General features: G+C 49.2%; 28 protein-coding genes. All 28 read right to left on the bottom strand.

Annotated elements, in window-relative coordinates:
* Nucleotides 1-291: 291 nt before the first annotated feature.
* Complete coding sequence (locus RT52_RS10310; protein ID WP_034807521.1) at nucleotides 292-927, bottom strand: KinB-signaling pathway activation protein; 636 nt, start codon at nucleotides 925-927, stop codon at nucleotides 292-294.
* A gap of 11 nt (nucleotides 928-938) precedes the next feature.
* Complete coding sequence (locus RT52_RS10305) at nucleotides 939-1970, bottom strand: Mrp/NBP35 family ATP-binding protein (RefSeq protein ID WP_034807523.1); 1032 nt, start codon at nucleotides 1968-1970, stop codon at nucleotides 939-941.
* Nucleotides 1971-2109: 139 nt separating this feature from the next.
* Nucleotides 2110-2502 carry a 30S ribosomal protein S9 gene (rpsI, locus tag RT52_RS10300; RefSeq protein WP_034807525.1) on the bottom strand — a complete coding sequence of 131 codons (393 nt, stop codon included), beginning with the start codon at nucleotides 2500-2502 and terminating at the stop codon, nucleotides 2110-2112.
* A gap of 25 nt (nucleotides 2503-2527) precedes the next feature.
* Nucleotides 2528-2965, bottom strand: a complete 438-nt coding sequence (gene rplM, locus RT52_RS10295; RefSeq protein ID WP_024372202.1) for a 50S ribosomal protein L13 — start codon at nucleotides 2963-2965, stop codon at nucleotides 2528-2530.
* Nucleotides 2966-3119: 154 nt separating this feature from the next.
* On the bottom strand, nucleotides 3120-3860 hold the full coding sequence (gene truA, locus RT52_RS10290; RefSeq protein WP_034817145.1) for a tRNA pseudouridine(38-40) synthase TruA: 741 nt from the start codon (nucleotides 3858-3860) through the stop codon (nucleotides 3120-3122).
* Nucleotides 3857-4648, bottom strand: coding sequence for an energy-coupling factor transporter transmembrane component T family protein (locus RT52_RS10285; protein WP_034817143.1), 792 nt, complete (start codon nucleotides 4646-4648; stop codon nucleotides 3857-3859). The genes truA and RT52_RS10285 overlap by 4 nt, the downstream gene beginning before the upstream one ends.
* The gene (locus RT52_RS10280) at nucleotides 4645-5523 is read right to left on the bottom strand and encodes an energy-coupling factor transporter ATPase (protein WP_034817141.1); all 879 of its coding nucleotides are present in this window, start codon (nucleotides 5521-5523) and stop codon (nucleotides 4645-4647) included. The genes RT52_RS10285 and RT52_RS10280 overlap by 4 nt, the downstream gene beginning before the upstream one ends.
* Complete coding sequence (locus RT52_RS10275; protein ID WP_034817139.1) at nucleotides 5499-6335, bottom strand: energy-coupling factor transporter ATPase; 837 nt, start codon at nucleotides 6333-6335, stop codon at nucleotides 5499-5501. Before RT52_RS10275 ends, RT52_RS10280 begins: the two co-directional genes overlap by 25 nt.
* A gap of 68 nt (nucleotides 6336-6403) precedes the next feature.
* A complete protein-coding gene (rplQ, locus tag RT52_RS10270; RefSeq protein ID WP_012727650.1) occupies nucleotides 6404-6757 on the bottom strand; it encodes a 50S ribosomal protein L17 in 354 nt (117 codons plus the stop codon).
* Between the two features lie 24 nt (nucleotides 6758-6781).
* A complete protein-coding gene (locus tag RT52_RS10265; RefSeq protein ID WP_021066625.1) occupies nucleotides 6782-7726 on the bottom strand; it encodes a DNA-directed RNA polymerase subunit alpha in 945 nt (314 codons plus the stop codon).
* 92 nt (nucleotides 7727-7818) lie between these two features.
* Nucleotides 7819-8214, bottom strand: coding sequence for a 30S ribosomal protein S11 (gene rpsK / locus RT52_RS10260; protein ID WP_021066624.1), 396 nt, complete (start codon nucleotides 8212-8214; stop codon nucleotides 7819-7821).
* A 16-nt stretch (nucleotides 8215-8230) separates the two neighbouring features.
* Nucleotides 8231-8596, bottom strand: a complete 366-nt coding sequence (rpsM, locus tag RT52_RS10255; protein ID WP_024372197.1) for a 30S ribosomal protein S13 — start codon at nucleotides 8594-8596, stop codon at nucleotides 8231-8233.
* A 19-nt stretch (nucleotides 8597-8615) separates the two neighbouring features.
* Nucleotides 8616-8729 (bottom strand): 50S ribosomal protein L36, encoded by a 114-nt coding sequence (rpmJ, locus tag RT52_RS16215; protein WP_003156543.1) that lies wholly within the window; start codon nucleotides 8727-8729, stop codon nucleotides 8616-8618.
* Nucleotides 8730-8759: 30 nt separating this feature from the next.
* Complete coding sequence (infA, locus tag RT52_RS10250) at nucleotides 8760-8978, bottom strand: translation initiation factor IF-1 (protein ID WP_021066622.1); 219 nt, start codon at nucleotides 8976-8978, stop codon at nucleotides 8760-8762.
* A 105-nt stretch (nucleotides 8979-9083) separates the two neighbouring features.
* Nucleotides 9084-9842: a type I methionyl aminopeptidase gene (map, locus tag RT52_RS10245; RefSeq protein WP_034804052.1), complete on the bottom strand. Its 759-nt coding sequence runs from the start codon at nucleotides 9840-9842 to the stop codon at nucleotides 9084-9086.
* Nucleotides 9839-10489, bottom strand: coding sequence for an adenylate kinase (locus tag RT52_RS10240; protein ID WP_034817137.1), 651 nt, complete (start codon nucleotides 10487-10489; stop codon nucleotides 9839-9841). The genes map and RT52_RS10240 overlap by 4 nt, the downstream gene beginning before the upstream one ends.
* Nucleotides 10490-10567: 78 nt before the next feature.
* Entirely contained in the window at nucleotides 10568-11857 is a 1290-nt protein-coding gene (gene secY, locus RT52_RS10235) for a preprotein translocase subunit SecY (protein ID WP_034804046.1), read from the bottom strand.
* Entirely contained in the window at nucleotides 11857-12297 is a 441-nt protein-coding gene (gene rplO, locus RT52_RS10230; RefSeq protein WP_021066618.1) for a 50S ribosomal protein L15, read from the bottom strand. Before rplO ends, secY begins: the two co-directional genes overlap by 1 nt.
* A 33-nt stretch (nucleotides 12298-12330) precedes the next feature.
* Nucleotides 12331-12516 (bottom strand): 50S ribosomal protein L30, encoded by a 186-nt coding sequence (gene rpmD / locus RT52_RS10225; RefSeq protein WP_024372193.1) that lies wholly within the window; start codon nucleotides 12514-12516, stop codon nucleotides 12331-12333.
* Between the two features lie 15 nt (nucleotides 12517-12531).
* On the bottom strand, nucleotides 12532-13032 hold the full coding sequence (rpsE, locus tag RT52_RS10220) for a 30S ribosomal protein S5 (RefSeq protein WP_034817136.1): 501 nt from the start codon (nucleotides 13030-13032) through the stop codon (nucleotides 12532-12534).
* A 20-nt stretch (nucleotides 13033-13052) separates the two neighbouring features.
* Nucleotides 13053-13415 (bottom strand): 50S ribosomal protein L18, encoded by a 363-nt coding sequence (gene rplR, locus RT52_RS10215; protein ID WP_034804040.1) that lies wholly within the window; start codon nucleotides 13413-13415, stop codon nucleotides 13053-13055.
* A 34-nt stretch (nucleotides 13416-13449) separates the two neighbouring features.
* Entirely contained in the window at nucleotides 13450-13989 is a 540-nt protein-coding gene (rplF, locus tag RT52_RS10210) for a 50S ribosomal protein L6 (protein ID WP_024372191.1), read from the bottom strand.
* Nucleotides 13990-14022: 33 nt separating this feature from the next.
* Complete coding sequence (rpsH, locus tag RT52_RS10205; RefSeq protein WP_034804038.1) at nucleotides 14023-14421, bottom strand: 30S ribosomal protein S8; 399 nt, start codon at nucleotides 14419-14421, stop codon at nucleotides 14023-14025.
* Nucleotides 14422-14451: 30 nt separating this feature from the next.
* On the bottom strand, nucleotides 14452-14721 hold the full coding sequence (rpsN, locus tag RT52_RS10200) for a 30S ribosomal protein S14 (protein WP_034804036.1): 270 nt from the start codon (nucleotides 14719-14721) through the stop codon (nucleotides 14452-14454).
* A gap of 20 nt (nucleotides 14722-14741) precedes the next feature.
* Nucleotides 14742-15281: a 50S ribosomal protein L5 gene (rplE, locus tag RT52_RS10195; protein WP_024372189.1), complete on the bottom strand. Its 540-nt coding sequence runs from the start codon at nucleotides 15279-15281 to the stop codon at nucleotides 14742-14744.
* A 32-nt stretch (nucleotides 15282-15313) separates the two neighbouring features.
* Complete coding sequence (gene rplX / locus RT52_RS10190) at nucleotides 15314-15622, bottom strand: 50S ribosomal protein L24 (protein WP_021066612.1); 309 nt, start codon at nucleotides 15620-15622, stop codon at nucleotides 15314-15316.
* Nucleotides 15623-15658: 36 nt separating this feature from the next.
* The gene (gene rplN / locus RT52_RS10185; protein ID WP_012727667.1) at nucleotides 15659-16027 is read right to left on the bottom strand and encodes a 50S ribosomal protein L14; all 369 of its coding nucleotides are present in this window, start codon (nucleotides 16025-16027) and stop codon (nucleotides 15659-15661) included.
* A gap of 43 nt (nucleotides 16028-16070) precedes the next feature.
* Nucleotides 16071-16331, bottom strand: coding sequence for a 30S ribosomal protein S17 (gene rpsQ / locus RT52_RS10180; protein WP_034804034.1), 261 nt, complete (start codon nucleotides 16329-16331; stop codon nucleotides 16071-16073).
* Nucleotides 16332-16346: the final 15 nt, after the last annotated feature.

Genomic DNA, 16346 nt, shown 5'->3' with positions numbered 1-16346 from the left:
TTTGCCTCATCGTTCAGTTTTCAAAGACCAATTCGTTGTCGTGTTAGCGACTTTTTAATAATAGCGATTCGACTTGTGAAAGTCAATCACTTTTTATTATTTTTTTCACTTACTTTCTGATGTTCCGAAAGGAACAGCAGCGACGTTTATTAATATATCAGCGCCCCTAATATTCGTCAACTGTTTTTCTAAAAAAACTTTATTGTTTTTTGAATTTCTTTCGCCTGATCATTCCTGTAGCAAAAAAAGGGGAAACATCCAGTCGGACGTTCCCCTTTCTCGACTTTTCAGTTAAGACGACTTTGACGTGACACGTTTTTTCGAACCTTTTGGCTGACGCGCCTCGACCGGTGCCTCAACAGGCGCCTGAAACCGATGCAACATCAACACTTGATACGCGTTCGCGAACACAAGCGTCGCTAAGGCCGGCCAAAGAAGCGCGACCTCATCTGTCGTTTGAAGCGCAGGAATCCATTCAATCAACGTGATGACAATCATCAAGAAGAGGGTCGGGATAAACGCACTCGCATTCGTCTGTCTCGCCTTGCTCGTCGCGACAATCCAAGAGACGATGACTAACACGACCATCTCTCCGATATAGCGCCACATATGATCGTTACTAAACGCAAGCATACGAAGGTAGACAGCATCAAATAAGGCGAAGGCGATCAAGAGCACTTGGACACGATTCCAAAGCCTCGGTCCACGAAATAAATCCAGTCCGACACGATGCACGATCAAATAAGCAAAAAAGCCCATCATGCTGATTCCGGTCCACGTGCTTGAATAACTGAGTGCCGTCACGATGGCGGCCCATGACTGGCTCACTAAATAACCCGGGTTCGCCAACAAGTTCATCACGAACCCAAATAATGTCCCGAAGACGAGTGTTGTCCAAAACAACCGTAAAAAACCTTGTACTTTCATCTGTTAACCATTCACCCTTCTATTTGTTCAATCACCGCTTGTGCCAATTCATCGTAAGTCGCTTCAAACGGGTGGCCGTCACGGTAGACCGACGGCGCAAAGTCTTCTTCATTGTCATAAGGTTGGCCGAGCGGGATTTGGGCGAGCAGCTTACTCTTCAACGCTTCAGACAATTTCTCCCCACCACCGTAACCAAAGACGTATTCTTTCTCGCCTGTCACCTTGCTCTCGAAGTAAGCCATGTTCTCGATGATGCCGAGTACTTTATGGTTCGTCTTAATCGCCATCGCACCGGCACGGGCCGCGACGAACGCTGCCGTGGCGTGAGGCGTCGTCACGATCAACTCCTGACAAGCTGGGAGCATCGAGTGGATGTCGAGCGCGACGTCACCCGTTCCTGGCGGCAAATCGAGGAGCAGGTAATCGAGATCACCCCACTCGACGTCATTGAAGAAGTTATTGAGCATCTTCCCGAGCATTGGCCCCCGCCAAATGACCGGCGCATTGTCCTCGACGAAGAAGCCCATCGAGATGACTTTGACACCGAACCGCTCGACCGGGATAATCTTCTCTCCGCGCACGACCGGACGTTCTTCAATCCCGAGCATGTCCGGCACACTGAAACCGTAAATGTCCGCATCAATCAATCCGACTTTTTTACCGGCACGCGCGAGTGCGACCGCCAAGTTGACCGATACGGTCGATTTGCCGACGCCGCCTTTACCTGAGGCGATGGCGATAAACGTCGTCCCTGAGTTTTCACGCAGGATGGCCGGCTTCGTCGCTTCCTTCAGACTCTCATCGTTGAGCGCTTCGAAGCGAAGACCGACCGTCTTGAAGCCTTTGCCTTTTAAGAGCGTCACGATCTCTTGTTGCAGTTGTAACTGTTCCCCGCTCCCAGTCTGACCGAGCGCCACTTTCACGCTCACATAATCTTCTTTGATGCGGACATCTTTCACACCAGCTGTATCACCAAGCGTACGGTTAATCGTCGGATCGACTAACCCCGCCAATTCTTCACGAACTTGTTCGACTGTAAGCATGTCATTTCCCCCTAATTTCTGTCTCGCTAACAGTATATCAAAAAAAGCGTTTTCTTGATGAAACAGAAATCGGTAAATTGCATACAAAAAAACTCTCCACCCAGAAAGGGGGAGAGTAAAAGACCAACTTGCCCGAAGATTAACGCTTCGAGAACTGTGGTGCGCGACGTGCTGCTTTAAGACCGTATTTTTTACGCTCTTTCATACGTGCGTCACGAGTCAAGAAGCCTTTTTCTTTGAGGCCTGGACGGAATTCTGGGTCCGCTTGAAGAAGCGCACGTGATACGCCGTGGCGAATCGCTCCAGCTTGTCCAGTGTATCCACCACCGTTAACGTTAACGATTACATCGTATTTACCTTCTGTTTCAGTCAATACGAGTGGTGATTTAGCCATCATGATCAAAGTCTCATGACCGAAGTATTCTGAGATATCACGGCCATTTACAACAACTTTACCGTCACCTGCAACGAGGTGAACGCGAGCCACCGAGTGTTTGCGGCGGCCTGTTCCGTAGTAACGTACATCTGCCATCGTTTAGTTCCTCCCTGTGTCCCGATTAACCGCGAAGTTCGTAAACTTCTGGTTTTTGTGCTTCGTGCTTGTGCTCAGCTCCAGCGTAAACGTGGAGTTTGTTGAATGATTGACGACCGAGTGATCCTTTTGGAAGCATCCCTTTAATCGCGAGTTCAAGCATACGCTCTGGGCGTTTTGCAAGAAGCTCTTTTGCAGTTTGTGATTTCAAACCGCCTGGATGACCTGAATGACGGTAGTAGATCTTGTCATTTAACTTGTTACCAGTTAAGTGAATTTTCTCAGCGTTGATGATGATGACGTGGTCTCCGCAATCAACGTGTGGTGTGAAAGTCGGCTTGTGCTTACCGCGAAGAAGTGATGCTACTTCACTAGTCAAACGACCAAGTGTTTTGCCTTCTGCGTCGATAAGGAGCCATTTGCGTTCTACTTCAGATGCTTTTGCCATGAATGTCGTGCGCATGTGGAATACCTCCTAAAATGTCTGTTCGCTTAATTTTTTTACTGCTTGGGTGATGCTTTATCATAATCCTAGTTTACGGGGCTAAGATTGTGGTTCATCTCTCAATATGAAAATGAAATGCCAATGAATATGATACGATTTTATAAGGGGAATGTCAATCTACTTTTTCATAATTCACATTCCATAAATAAAGGCCGTGCGGCGGTGCCGTAATTCCAGCAACCCGACGGTCTTTTTCCGCCAACATTCGCTCGATGTCCCGAGGCTCATACTTCCCGCGGCCGACGTCAAGCACGGTGCCGACCATGATGCGGACTTGATTGTATAGGAACCCCGACCCGACGAACCGGAAGTACATCTCTTCCCCGGTTTCGACGAGCTCTGCCTCATAGATGGTCCGGACACGATCCTCGACTTCCGCCTTCGTCACGGAGAACGACGTGAAGTCATGCGTCCCGACCAAGTGAGCGAGTGCTTGTCGCATCCGCTCGACGTCGAGCGGATATGTCACCGTCACGGCATGGTGCCGACGAAACGGATCCACGTCCTGGCGGATGACGTACCGATACTCCTTCCGCTTCGCCCCGTAACGGGCGTGAAATGACGTTTCGGTCTCTTCCGCCGAACAAGCATGGATGTCGTCCGGTAGCATCGCGTTCAACGCTTTGACGAACCGGTCCGCCGGCATTTGTAAATGCGTGTCAAAGTGGAGCACTTGGCCTTTCGCGTGAACACGTGCATCGGTGCGGCCTGAGGCGACGACTTTAACGCGTTGCCCATGCATCCGCGCTAGCACGGCCTCGACCTCGGCTTGAATCGTGTTGCCGTTCGGTTGTACTTGATAGCCTGCGTAGTTCGTCCCGTCATAAGCGATCGTCAATTTAATCCGTCTCATCCAATCCCTCGCAATCCTAATAAGATGAGTGTCAACACGACGAACGCGACGAGTAAGCCCGTATCACGGCGATGCCACGTCATCTCACGCCATCTTGTCCGTCCTTCCCCCCCACGATACCCGCGGGCCTCCATCGCCGTGGCGAGATCCTCAGCCCGTTTAAACGCCGATACGAATAACGGAATCATGAGTGGGACGACCGCCTTCAACCGATCTTTAACGGGGCCGCTCTTCAAATCGACGCCGCGAGCTTGTTGGGCTTTCATGATGCGATCGGTCTCGTCGGCAAGCGTCGGCAAGAAACGAAGCGAGATGGACAACATGAGCGCGATCTCATGGGCCGGCACTTTGAACCGTTCGAGCGGACGGAGTCCGGCCTCGATCGAGTCGGTCAGTTCCATCGGTGTCGTCGTGAGCGTCACGAGCGTCGTCAGCATGACGAGATAGAAGAAACGGAGCGAGACGATCATCCCCATCCGAATCCCTTCCGAGTAAATCGCAAACGGCCCGACCGAAAGGAGCAACTGCCCGTCCCGATTGAAGAACAGTTGCAAGAACAGCGTGAAGATAATCAAGAACAGAATCATCCGTAAACCGTTCCACAGAAAACGCCACGACAGTTGGGACAGTTTGACTGCGAACAACGTGAACGCCAGTAAAAATACGTTCGTCCATAAGTTATCCGCCAAGAAGACAATCGGGATAAACAAGAGGACGAACAACGTCTTCGCCCGGGCGTCGAGCGAATGGAGCCACGAGTGTCCCGGGATATATTGCCCGATAATCAAAGGGACCCCTCCTTCCGAAGATGCAGCGCAATCCAATCGGCAAGTTCCGCCTCGGTCCGTAATGCCGGCGGGATTGTTCCGAACGTCGGCTCGAACGCTTGGGCCATCCGGAGCACGTTCGGAACGTCGAGTTGTAACGACGTGACGAGCGCTTCATCACGGAATAAGTCGAACGGGTCTCCGTCGAAGGCGACAGCGCCGCGTTCCATCACGACGACACGCTCGGCATACGTCAAGACATCGTCCATGTCGTGCGACACGAGGATGAGTGTCAAATCCAGTTCATGTTTTAAGCGTTTGAACAAACTGAGCATGTCGCGACGTCCAAGCGGATCGAGTCCTGCTGTCGGCTCATCGACGACGAGGACGTCTGGACGGCTTGCAAGCACGCCTGCAATCGCCACACGACGCATCTGACCCCCAGACAAGTCAAATGGTGAACGGGTCCACAGCGACTCGTCTAGCCCGACGAGACGTAAAGCGGCATGGGCCCGTTCTTTCGCTTCGGCCTCGGTCGCGCCGAAGTTGCGCGGACCAAACATGACGTCGCGTTCGACCGTCTCTTCGAACAGCTGATGTTCGGGATATTGGAAGACGAGCCCAACGCGGCGCCGAAGCGGTAGTAAGCTTTCTTTTTTGTCACGACGTTTCGTGATGGCCCGGACCTCGATGTCATCGACGACGACACGCCCTTTCGTCGGGCGCAACAATCCATTCAAATGTTGGACGAGCGTCGACTTCCCTGAGCCGGTATGGCCAAGAAACGCAACAAGCGCTCCCGACGGAATGGATACATTCACATCGCGCAGCGCGGTTCGTTCAAACGGAGTATTCAATTGGTACAAATAGGTCACTTCTTCAATGCTAATCGGCATAGATGATTCACCAACTCCGAATGTTGTAGCATCAGACGATCGAGTGGAATGCCGCGTTCCTTCAGTTCGAGTTGCATCCTGACGATGAACGGCACATCCAGTTGAATGGCACGTAATGCGTCCGGACGTTGAAACACGTCTTCAGGAGTGCCTGTCATGGCAATTTCGCCTTTTGACAGGGCAATGATACGGTCAGCAAACAACACTTCGTCGAGCTCGTGGGTAATGGCGACAACGGTCATCCCTTCCGAGACGAGCTGTCGTACCGTTTGTAACACCTCTTTGCGCCCAATCGGGTCGAGCATCGAGGTCGCTTCATCGAGCACGAGGACATGCGGGCGCATTGCGAGAGCCGAAGCAATCGCAACACGCTGCTTTTGTCCACCGGATAACTGATGCGGTTCACGGTCCGCTAGTTCCGATAATCCAACGCGCGCTAGACTGTCATCAATTCGACGAACCATTTCTTGACGTGGAAGTCCCATGTTTTCGAGAGAGAATGCCACATCATCGCGCACGGTCGCCCCGACAAACTGGTTGTCAGGATTTTGGAAGACGACACCGACCCGTTTCCGGACGTCCCACACGTCTGTGGCGTCCGTCGGATCGAGTGCCTCTACCCGGACTTCTCCTTCTTGGGGAAGCAAAAGCCCGTTCCACAATTTCGTTAAAGTCGACTTGCCAGAACCGTTATGGCCGACGATGGCGAGCCATTCCCCTTTGTATACATCGAGCGACAACCCGTTAAGGGCAGGCTCGGTTTGTCCCGGGTAACGAAACACGATATCGCGTACCATAATTTGAGGTTCCATGGGCCGACTCCTTTCGATGTGGAAACAGGGCAATACGTCACCGCATGCCCTGTTGACTGCCTAATGAATTAGACGAGTTCGATGATTACAACTTCTGCACCATCACCGCGGCGTGGGCCGACTTTCATGATGCGCGTGTATCCACCTTGACGTTCAGCGTAGCGTGGTGCCACGTCTTCGAACAATTTTTGGATTGCGTCTTTTTCTCCAGCGTTCTCTTTGCGAACGAATGAAGCAACTTGACGACGGGCATGAAGATCGCCACGTTTCCCAAGAGTGATCAATTTTTCAACGACTGGGCGAAGTTCTTTCGCTTTTTGTTCAGTTGTTTGAATGCGCTCGTTGATAATAAGGTCAGTTGCAAGATCACGCAAAAGTGCCTTACGTTGTGAGCTTGTACGGCCAAGTTTCGAATAAGCCATTACATTTCCCTCCTTCGGTTGAACTTAGTCTTCTTTACGCAAGCCCAAACCGAGCTCGTCCAACTTGAGTTGAACTTCTTCGAGTGATTTACGTCCGAGGTTACGGACTTTCATCATCTCTTCCTCTGATTTGTTTGCGAGTTCTTGAACAGTGTTGATGCCGGCGCGCTTCAAGCAGTTGTACGAACGAACTGAAAGATCGAGTTCTTCAATCGTCATTTCGAGTACTTTTTCTTTTTGGTCTTCTTCTTTCTCGACCATGATTTCTGCATTGAGAGCTTCGTCCGTCAAGCCAACAAAGATGTTCAAGTGTTCTGTCAAAATTTTCGCCCCGAGCGATACCGCTTCTTCCGGACGGATTGAACCATCTGTCCACACGTCTAATAGAAGCTTATCGAAGCTAGCGTCTTGACCGACACGTGTTTTATCTACTTCGTAGTTTACACGTTGAATCGGTGTGTAGATCGAATCGATTGGAATGACACCAATCGGCATATCATCACGTTTGTTGTCTTCTGCCTGGACGTAACCACGACCACGGCGAGCAGTCAAACGCATGCGAAGCGTCGCGTTGTCAGCGAGAGTCGCGATGTGGAGCTCAGGATTCAAGATTTCAACGTCGCTATCATGGGTAATGTCTGCCGCAGTGACAGCACCGGCACTTGAAACGTTAATCTCAAGCGTCTTCTCTTCGTCCGAGTACACTTTGAGCGCTAACTTCTTCAGGTTTAATACGATTTGTGTGACGTCTTCGACGACACCGTCAATCGTAGAGAACTCGTGAAGCACGCCATCGATTTGAACTGCCGTTACCGCTGCACCAGGAAGCGATGACAATAAAATTCGACGTAGTGAGTTACCAAGAGTCGTGCCATATCCACGTTCAAGCGGTTCGACTACGAATTTACCAAACGTAGCATCCTCGCTGATTTCGACCGTTTCGATCTTTGGTTTTTCAATCTCGATCATCTGAACCCCTCCTTGAGTGTATCCTGCCATGCAGTTTGCACTGCATTGTATATGCTGTCCGTGCTAGGAATGCCCATCACACGCTCAAGCGGTTATACGCGGCGACGTTTTGGAGGGCGGCAACCGTTGTGCGGAACTGGTGTTACGTCACGGATTGCAGTTACTTCAAGACCAGTAGCTTGGAGGGCACGGATAGCCGCTTCGCGTCCAGCACCAGGACCTTTAACGTTAACTTCTACTGTGCGCATACCGTTGTCCATTGCAACTTTCGCTGCAGTTTCAGCAGCCAATTGTGCTGCGAACGGAGTCGATTTACGTGATCCTTTAAATCCAAGGTTACCAGAAGTAGCCCATGAGATCGCGTTACCTTGCGTATCAGTGATTGTGATGATTGTGTTGTTGAATGTAGAACGGATGTGTACCACACCGACTTCAACATGTTTTTTAACTTTACGTTTAGAACGTACGTTTTGCTTACGTTTCGCCATTGTTCAATTCCCTCCTTTACTTCTTCTTGTTCGCTACTGTACGGCGTGGGCCTTTACGAGTACGCGAGTTGTTCTTCGTGTTTTGACCGCGAACAGGGAGACTACGACGGTGACGAACACCGCGATATGCGCCGATTTCGATCAAACGCTTAATGTTGAGTGAAACTTCACGACGAAGGTCACCTTCAACTTTGATTCCGTCAATTGCTTCACGGATGCGGTTGATTTCGTCCTCTGTCAAATCACGTGTGCGTGAATCTTCAGATACGTTTGCAGCCTTCAAAATTTCTTGTGCTCTTGTTTTACCAATACCAAAGATGTATGTGAGCGAAATAACGATACGTTTTTCGCGTGGAATATCTACACCAGCAATACGTGCCATGTGTGCACCTCCTCTTAGATTAACCTTGTTTTTGTTTGTGTTTCGGGTTTTCGCAAATTACCATTACTTTACCCTTACGACGAATAACTTTACATTTTTCGCAGATCGGTTTTACCGACGGTCTTACTTTCATGATTATACCCTCCTCCTGGAAAAATCGGAGTTACTTGTAACGGTACGTAATCCGCCCGCGAGTCAAGTCGTACGGAGACAACTCGACAGTTACGCGGTCACCTGGAAGGATTCGAATGTAGTGCATCCGAATTTTCCCTGAGACGTGCGCGAGCACCGTGTGGCCGTTTTCTAACTCCACTTTAAACATTGCGTTTGGAAGTGGTTCGACAACAGTGCCTTCCACTTCAATGACATCTTGTTTCGCCATCATTTATTCCCCTTTCTATATGAAGATATTTAGGAGCACAGACGATCTATCGCATTGTACTGTGAGAGAAGGATCCGTAACGGATCAGCACGAAGCAATAGAGCCTCATTCACCGGAATCGAGTTTCGTTAAAATCTCGTATCCATCGTCTGTGATGGCGATGGTGTGCTCAAAGTGGGCGCACATGCTACCGTCCACTGTCACAACTGTCCAGTTGTCAGCCAGTGTTCGAACATAGCGTTGACCAGCGTTCACCATCGGTTCGATAGCTAACGTCATTCCAGTCTTCAGGCGTGGCCCTTTCCCCGGTGGACCATAGTGTGGGATTTGCGGTTCTTCATGCAAATTTTGACCGACACCATGACCGACGTATTCGCGGACGACAGAAAAATCGTGTGCCTCGACATACGCTTGAATCGCATGCGAGATATCCGTTAATCGCTGTCCAGCCTTGGCGTGCTCCAATCCTTTATACAGACTTTCTTCGGTTACGTCAAGTAACCGCTGCGTCTCGTCCGAGATTGTTCCGACTGGATAAGTCCAGGCAGAGTCTCCATGGTATCCGTTGTAATGGGCACCGATGTCGATGGAGATGATATCTCCGTCGTTCAATACCCGTTCCCCCGGAATGCCATGAACAAGCTCTTCATTCACCGACGCACAAACGCTACCGGTAAACCCGTTGTAACCTTTGAACGAAGGTGTTGCACCTTGGCTGCGAATATAATCTTCCGCAATCCGGTCGAGCTCAAGCGTTGTAATTCCTGGTTTGATGTGCTGTTTAAGCACCTGGTGCGTTCGAGCAACAATTTGCCCAGCCTCACGCATAATCGCAATTTCACGAGGCGTCTTCGTGATGATCATTCAGTATCACCGAGTAACGCTTTGACATCGGCGTAAACGACATCGATTGGACGATCTCCATCCAATGTACGAAGATACCCTTTTTCAGCGTAAAAGTCAATGAGTGGTTTCGATTGCTCGATGTTGACGTCAAGGCGACGGCGAACCGTTTCCTCTTTATCGTCTTCACGTTGCATGAGAGCCGACCCATCCACATCACAAATCCCTTCCACTTTTGGTGGGTTGAAGATGACGTGATATGTCGCACCACACGTCGGGCAGATCCAACGACCTGTCAAACGCGGGACGAGAATTTCCGCATCCACATCGATGTTCACGACATGGTCAATCTGTTTTCCCAAATCTTTAAGCAAACTTTCGAGTGCCTCTGCTTGAGCAACAGTACGCGGGAATCCATCGAGTAGGAAGCCGTTCTTCGTGTCATCTTGACTCAAGCGCTCACGTACGATTCCGATTGTAACCTCATCCGGTACGAGTTCGCCTTTATCCATGAACGATTTTGCTTCTTTGCCGAGTGGCGTTCCGCCTTTGATTGCCGCACGAAACATGTCGCCTGTCGAAATGTGTGGGATTTGGTACTCTTCGACGATTTTCGCCGCTTGAGTCCCTTTCCCTGCACCCGGTAAGCCCATGAGTACTAGATTCATCTCAGTTAGCCTCCAGTTTTGTTTTTCACGAACTAGTCGTAACACGACAGGAAGGAAGGGTTTACCCTTCCTTCCGCTTTAACGGATAAAGCCTTTGTAGTGTCGTTTTACGAGTTGGCTTTCGATTTGTTTCATCGTCTCGAGGGCTACCCCGATGACGATCAACAAGCTCGTTCCTCCGATTTGCACCGAAGTTGGGAGACCGGCAAGCTTAATGAAGATTGTCGGCATGATCGCGACGACCGATAAGAAGATCGCCCCGAAGAACGTCAATCGATAAAGCAACTTCGTGATGTACTGTTCTGTTTGCGCCCCAGGACGAATCCCAGGGATATAACCACCTTGCTTCTGCAAGTTTTCTGCCATCTGTTCCGGGTTAACCTGAACGAATGTATAGAAGTAAGCGAACGCGATGATGAGCGCTACATAGATGGACATTCCAATCGGAGCTGTCGTATCGAAGTAGGTCTGCAATTTCTGCGTCGTTTCAGGAGAAGCAATGAAGCTTGCAACAGTTGGCGGTGTCACCATGAAGGAAATCGCGAAGATAACCGGGATAACACCAGCCGCGTTTAGCTTGATTGGCAAGTGCGTTGACTGACCGCCCACAGGGGTGCGGTTCGCCGTACGCTTCGCATATTGAATCGGAATTTTGCGTGCCGCTTGTTGAACATAAATGATCCCAACCGTCACAGCCAAAATAACGAGTGCCAATACAACCAAGTAAACAACGTTAATGAATAACGCGTCTCCAGCATTTTGGAGCTTCGTCTCATAAATCTGCGTGAAGATTCTTGGGAACCCAGCGACGATACCGGCGAAGATAATGATGGAAATACCATTCCCAACACCTCTCTCCGTCGTCATCTCACCTAAGAACATCAAGAACGCTGTACCTGCAGTGAGTACAATCGCGATCACAAAGTAGGTAGCCGTTCCCCACGTCTCATTGACGAGACCTGGGTAGAGGCGGTTGAACCCAAACGACAACGAAGTCGCTTGAATAAATCCTAAGATGATCGTCCCATAGCGCGTGACCGTCGCTAACTTCTTACGACCCGCCTCTCCTTGTTTTGCCCATTCGGCAAACTTCGGAACGACATCCATCTGTAAGAGTTGTACGACGATCGATGCCGTAATGTACGGCATGATCCCCATTGCGAACAGGGAGAAGTTCTGTAAAGCATTTCCTCCAAACAAGTTCAGGAAGTCGAGAAGACCACCTGAGTCAAAACGCAACACATCCGTATTCACCATCGGCACCGGGATATGGGCCCCGATGCGGAAAATGATGATGATTGCGAGTGTGAAGAGAATACGCTGTCGAATATCTTTCACGCGCCACATATTGGAGATCGTCTGAAACATCAGATCACCTCAACTGAACCGCCAGCTGCTTCGATCGCTTCTTTCGCTGCACCCGAGAATTTGTTGGCTTTTACAGTCAATTTCGTTTCAAGCTTGCCGTTAGCAAGTACTTTGATCCCGTCTTTAGCAGAGCTGACAACACCAGTCTCGATTAAGAGTTCTGGAGTTACTTCAGTACCTGCCTCGAAACGGTTAAGCGTGTCTAGGGATACAACTGCGTACTCTTTACGAGTCGGGTTGTTGAAACCGCGTTTTGGAAGACGACGGTAGAGTGGGTTTTGCCCACCTTCAAATCCTGGACGAACGCCACCGCCCGAACGAGCTTTTTGACCTTTGTGTCCACGGCCAGAAGTTTTACCGTTACCAGTCGCCATACCGCGACCGACACGGTTGCGTTCGTGACGTGAACCTGGAGTTGGCTTCAATTCATGGAGTTTCATAGTGGCACCTCCTTATTTAATAAGATCTTTTGATTATTCGTTGATTTCTTTTACAGTCACAAGGTGCGACACTTTTTTGACCATACCGCGCATCGCGACGTTGTCAGGGACAACGACTGTCTGATGCATTTTGCGAAGACCAAGTGTACGTACTGTTACACGCTGATCCTCAGGACGGCCAATAATGCTGCGTGTGAGGGTGATTGCGAGTTTCGCCATGTCTAGTTCCCTCCCTTATTTAAGAAGTTCTTCTACGCTTTTACCGCGTAGTTTAGCAACTTCCTCTGCTTTTTTAAGCTCTGTCAAGCCTTGTACCGTCGCGCGGACGATGTTGATTGGTGTGTTCGAACCTAACGATTTCGAAAGGATGTCACCTACACCTGCAAGTTCGAGTACGGCACGAACCGGACCACCTGCGATAACCCCAGTACCTTCAGAAGCTGGTTTCATGAATACACGACCTGCTCCGAATACTCCTGTGATTTCGTGTGGAATCGTTGTACCGACCATTGGTACTTGAACCATGTTTTTCTTAGCGGCTTCAATAGCCTTGCGGATCGCTTCTGGCACCTCTTGTGCCTTACCTGTACCGAAACCGACGTGACCATTTTTGTCACCTACGACGACGAGAGCGGCGAAACGGAAGCGACGGCCACCTTTCACGACTTTCGCGACGCGGTTTACGGTAACAACGCGTTCTTCGAGTTGTTCCATGTTAACGTCTAACTGGCGCATCGAGTGTCCCCTCCTTTTTATTAGAATTTAAGACCTGCTTCACGAGCTGCTTCAGCAACAGCTTTGACGCGGCCATGATAGAGGTATCCACCACGGTCGAACACAACTGTGTCGATACCTTTCTCGAGTGCACGTTCAGCAGCAAGTTTACCGACAGCTTTCGCTGCTTCAACGTTACCACCGTTTGTAAGATCGAGAGCTTTATCTTTCGAAGATGCTGACACAAGCGTTGTTTGTGACGCGTCATCGATGAGTTGTACGTAAATGTGTTTGCTTGAGCGGAAGACGTTCAAACGTGGACGAACTGCTGTCCCCGAGATCGTACGACGTACACGAGCATGACGCTTTTTACGAACTGCATTTTTATCTGCTTTTGTGATCATTTATGCCACTCCTTTCCGTTCATTTCGTGACGAATTACTTACCAGTCTTACCTTCTTTACGGCGAATACGTTCATCAGAGTAACGAACACCTTTACCTTTGTAAGGTTCTGGAGCACGGTACGAGCGGATTTGAGCAGCAACGTGACCGACGCGCTCTTTGTTAATCCCTTTTACGATGATTTGCGTGTTTGAAGGTACTTCGATTTCGATACCTTCTTCAGCAACGTACTCGATTGGGTGCGAGTAACCGAGGCTGAGGACGAGTTTGTTCCCTTGCTTAGCAGCACGGTAACCAACCCCTGAGATCTCAAGTGTTTTCTGGAATCCGTTAGACACACCTTCCACCATGTTGGCGATAAGGGCACGTGTCGTACCGTGGATCGTACGGTTCTCTTTCGAGTCATCCGGACGAACGACAGTCAATTCGTTCTCTTCAACTTTGATTTCCAATGCTGGGTTAGCTGAAAGCGAAAGTTCACCTTTAGCACCTTTTACTGTGACCGTGTTGTCTTCTGCAACCGTGACAGTAACGCCAGCTGGAATCGTAACTGGTTTTTTACCAATACGTGACATTGATTACACCTCCGTTCTTGTTAGAAAAGTGACTTACCAGATGTAGGCGATCACTTCGCCGCCGACTTGTTGTTGGCGAGCTTCTTTATCAGTCATAAGACCTTTTGATGTCGAAAGAACTGCGATACCGAGTCCTCCGAGTACTTTTGGTACTTCATCTGCTTTTGCATATACGCGAAGACCTGGTTTCGAAATACGTTTGAGACCAGTGATAACACGTTCGTTGCTTGCTCCATATTTAAGGAAAAGACGAAGTGTACCTTGTTTAGCGTCCTCGATATATTCAACATCGCGAATGAAACCTTCACGCTTGAGGATCTCTGCAACCTCACGTTTGATGTTCGAAGCTGGAAGCTCCAATTTTTCATGGCGAACCATGTTAGCGTTACGGATACGTGTAAGCATATCTGCAATTGGGTCTGTCATTACCATGCGATGTACCTCCTTTCACACTTTAGTGGATTACCAGCTTGCTTTTTTAACACCAGGGATTTGACCTTTGTATGCAAGATCACGGAACTTGATACGGCTGATCCCGAATTTACCCATGTAACCATGTGGACGACCTGTGATGCTGCAACGGTTGTGCAAGCGAACAGGTGACGAGTTACGTGGCAATTTGCTGAGTCCGATATAATCGCCTTCAGCTTTAAGCTTCGCACGTTTTTCAGCGTACTGGGCAACGAGTTTCTCGCGTTTGATTTCGCGATTCACCATTGACTTTTTAGCCATGTTGTCGACCTCCCTTTAGATTATTTTTGGAATGGCATTCCGAGAAGTGTGAGCAATTCACGAGCTTCTTCGTCTGTGTTCGCTGTTGTAACAACAACGATGTCCATACCGCGTACTTTAGATACTTTATCGTAATCGATCTCAGGGAAAATAAGTTGCTCTTTCACGCCAAGCGTGTAGTTACCGCGTCCGTCGAATGCTTTCTTCGATACACCGCGGAAGTCACGTACACGTGGAAGTGAAACAGTTACCAATTTGTCGAGGAAATCGTACATGCGCTCGCCGCGAAGTGTTACTTTCGCTCCGATTGGCATGCCTTCACGAAGTTTGAAACCAGCGATTGATTTCTTAGCCTTCGTTACGAGTGGTTTTTGACCAGAAAGAATTGATAATTCTTCCACTGCCATATCAAGTGCTTTCGAGTTCGAAACAGCGTCACCTACACCCATGTTGATGACGATCTTGTCGACCTTCGGTACTTGCATGACTGAGTCATAGTTGAATTTATCCATCATCGCTTTCACGATGTCGCTTTTATACTTCTCTTGCAAACGGTTCATAGTCGAATGGACCTCCTTTCGTCACGTTCTTCTTATTTATCGAGTACTTCGCCCGATTTCGCGACACGAACTTTTTTACCATCGACTACTTTGAAACCAACACGAGTTGGTTTGCCCGTTTTCGGGTCGAGTGGCATGACGTTCGAGACGTGAATTGGTGCTTCGATTTCAAGGATACCGCCTTGTGGATTCGCTTGTGATGGTTTCGAGTGTTTTTTAATCACGTTGATACCTTCTACGACTACGCGGTTCTTGCTTGGCATCGCTTTGAGGATAACCCCTTGCTTGCCTTTATCTTTACCAGACATTACCTGGACTGTATCGCCTTTTTTAACATGCATCGTTTGCGCACCTCCTTATAGGATTGAAATTGGAAATTAAAGTACTTCCGGTGCCAACGAAACGATCTTCATGAATTCTTTTTCACGAAGTTCACGTGCAACTGGCCCGAAGATCCGTGTGCCGCGTGGGCTCTTGTCATCTTTGATGATGACTGCTGCGTTCTCATCGAAACGGATGTACGAACCATCTTTACGACGAGCGCCGCGTTTTGTACGAACGACAACTGCTCTGACAACGTCACCTTTTTTAACAACGCCACCTGGTGTTGCTTGTTTTACCGTCGCGACGATGATGTCACCGATGTTTGCAGTCTTACGACCTGAACCACCGAGGACTTTAATTGTCAACAGTTCACGCGCGCCAGAGTTGTCTGCTACTTTCAAGCGAGATTCTTGTTGAATCATGCGAGTGTACCTCCCTCCGGATGTTTATAGATCCGAACTGTTATTAGATGATTACTGATTCTTCAATTACTGTTACGAGACGGAAACGTTTGTCTTTCGAAAGTGGACGTGTTTCCGCGATGCGTACGATATCGCCAACTTTAGCGACATTGTTCTCATCATGCGCTTTAAATTTCTTCGTGTAGTTTACACGCTTACCATAAAGCTTATGACGTACTTTTGTTTCAACTGCAACGACGATCGTTTTGTCCATTTTGTCAGACACGACGCGTCCAGTGAGCACTTTACGCTGATTGCGTTCCATGAGTGTTACCTCCTC

Source organism: Exiguobacterium alkaliphilum 12/1, assembly GCF_000714435.1.
Classification (GTDB): Bacteria; Bacillota; Bacilli; order Exiguobacteriales; family Exiguobacteriaceae; genus Exiguobacterium; species Exiguobacterium alkaliphilum.
This window is presented reverse-complemented; position numbering and strand designations above follow the sequence as displayed.

What these genes read in the sequence shown, in the direction of transcription:
- rplN (WP_012727667.1), bottom strand. Translation starts at nt 16,027, where the DNA reads ATGATTCAACAAGAATCTCGCTTGAAAGTAGCAGACAACTCTGGCGCG.
- rplX (WP_021066612.1), bottom strand. Translation starts at nt 15,622, where the DNA reads ATGCATGTTAAAAAAGGCGATACAGTCCAGGTAATGTCTGGTAAAGAT.
- rpsI (WP_034807525.1), bottom strand. Translation starts at nt 2,502, where the DNA reads ATGGCAGATGTACGTTACTACGGAACAGGCCGCCGCAAACACTCGGTG.
- rpsE (WP_034817136.1), bottom strand. Translation starts at nt 13,032, where the DNA reads ATGCGCCAGTTAGACGTTAACATGGAACAACTCGAAGAACGCGTTGTT.
- rpsK (WP_021066624.1), bottom strand. Translation starts at nt 8,214, where the DNA reads ATGGCGAAACGTAAGCAAAACGTACGTTCTAAACGTAAAGTTAAAAAA.
- RT52_RS10310 (WP_034807521.1), bottom strand. Translation starts at nt 927, where the DNA reads ATGAAAGTACAAGGTTTTTTACGGTTGTTTTGGACAACACTCGTCTTC.
- rplO (WP_021066618.1), bottom strand. Translation starts at nt 12,297, where the DNA reads ATGAAACTCCATGAATTGAAGCCAACTCCAGGTTCACGTCACGAACGC.
- secY (WP_034804046.1), bottom strand. Translation starts at nt 11,857, where the DNA reads ATGTTTCAGACGATCTCCAATATGTGGCGCGTGAAAGATATTCGACAG.
- truA (WP_034817145.1), bottom strand. Translation starts at nt 3,860, where the DNA reads ATGAGACGGATTAAATTGACGATCGCTTATGACGGGACGAACTACGCA.
- rplM (WP_024372202.1), bottom strand. Translation starts at nt 2,965, where the DNA reads ATGCGCACGACATTCATGGCAAAAGCATCTGAAGTAGAACGCAAATGG.
- infA (WP_021066622.1), bottom strand. Translation starts at nt 8,978, where the DNA reads ATGGCGAAACAAGATGTCATTGAAGTGGAAGGCACTGTTGTCGAACCA.
- RT52_RS10305 (WP_034807523.1), bottom strand. Translation starts at nt 1,970, where the DNA reads ATGCTTACAGTCGAACAAGTTCGTGAAGAATTGGCGGGGTTAGTCGAT.
- map (WP_034804052.1), bottom strand. Translation starts at nt 9,842, where the DNA reads ATGATCATCACGAAGACGCCTCGTGAAATTGCGATTATGCGTGAGGCT.
- rpmJ (WP_003156543.1), bottom strand. Translation starts at nt 8,729, where the DNA reads ATGAAAGTAAGACCGTCGGTAAAACCGATCTGCGAAAAATGTAAAGTT.
- rplR (WP_034804040.1), bottom strand. Translation starts at nt 13,415, where the DNA reads ATGATCACAAAAGCAGATAAAAATGCAGTTCGTAAAAAGCGTCATGCT.
- rpmD (WP_024372193.1), bottom strand. Translation starts at nt 12,516, where the DNA reads ATGGCGAAACTCGCAATCACCCTCACACGCAGCATTATTGGCCGTCCT.
- rplE (WP_024372189.1), bottom strand. Translation starts at nt 15,281, where the DNA reads ATGAACCGTTTGCAAGAGAAGTATAAAAGCGACATCGTGAAAGCGATG.
- RT52_RS10275 (WP_034817139.1), bottom strand. Translation starts at nt 6,335, where the DNA reads ATGGAACCTCAAATTATGGTACGCGATATCGTGTTTCGTTACCCGGGA.
- rpsN (WP_034804036.1), bottom strand. Translation starts at nt 14,721, where the DNA reads ATGGCTAAAAAGTCAATGGTGAATCGCGAAATCAAACGCGAGAAACTC.
- rplQ (WP_012727650.1), bottom strand. Translation starts at nt 6,757, where the DNA reads ATGGCTTATTCGAAACTTGGCCGTACAAGCTCACAACGTAAGGCACTT.
- rpsH (WP_034804038.1), bottom strand. Translation starts at nt 14,421, where the DNA reads ATGGTAATGACAGACCCAATTGCAGATATGCTTACACGTATCCGTAAC.
- rpsM (WP_024372197.1), bottom strand. Translation starts at nt 8,596, where the DNA reads ATGGCACGTATTGCTGGTGTAGATATTCCACGCGAAAAACGTATCGTT.
- RT52_RS10240 (WP_034817137.1), bottom strand. Translation starts at nt 10,489, where the DNA reads ATGAATCTAGTACTCATGGGCTTACCGGGTGCAGGGAAAGGGACTCAA.
- RT52_RS10280 (WP_034817141.1), bottom strand. Translation starts at nt 5,523, where the DNA reads ATGCCGATTAGCATTGAAGAAGTGACCTATTTGTACCAATTGAATACT.
- rpsQ (WP_034804034.1), bottom strand. Translation starts at nt 16,331, where the DNA reads ATGGAACGCAATCAGCGTAAAGTGCTCACTGGACGCGTCGTGTCTGAC.
- RT52_RS10265 (WP_021066625.1), bottom strand. Translation starts at nt 7,726, where the DNA reads ATGATCGAGATTGAAAAACCAAAGATCGAAACGGTCGAAATCAGCGAG.
- rplF (WP_024372191.1), bottom strand. Translation starts at nt 13,989, where the DNA reads ATGTCACGTATTGGTAAAAAACCAGTTACGATTCCAGCTGGCGTTACT.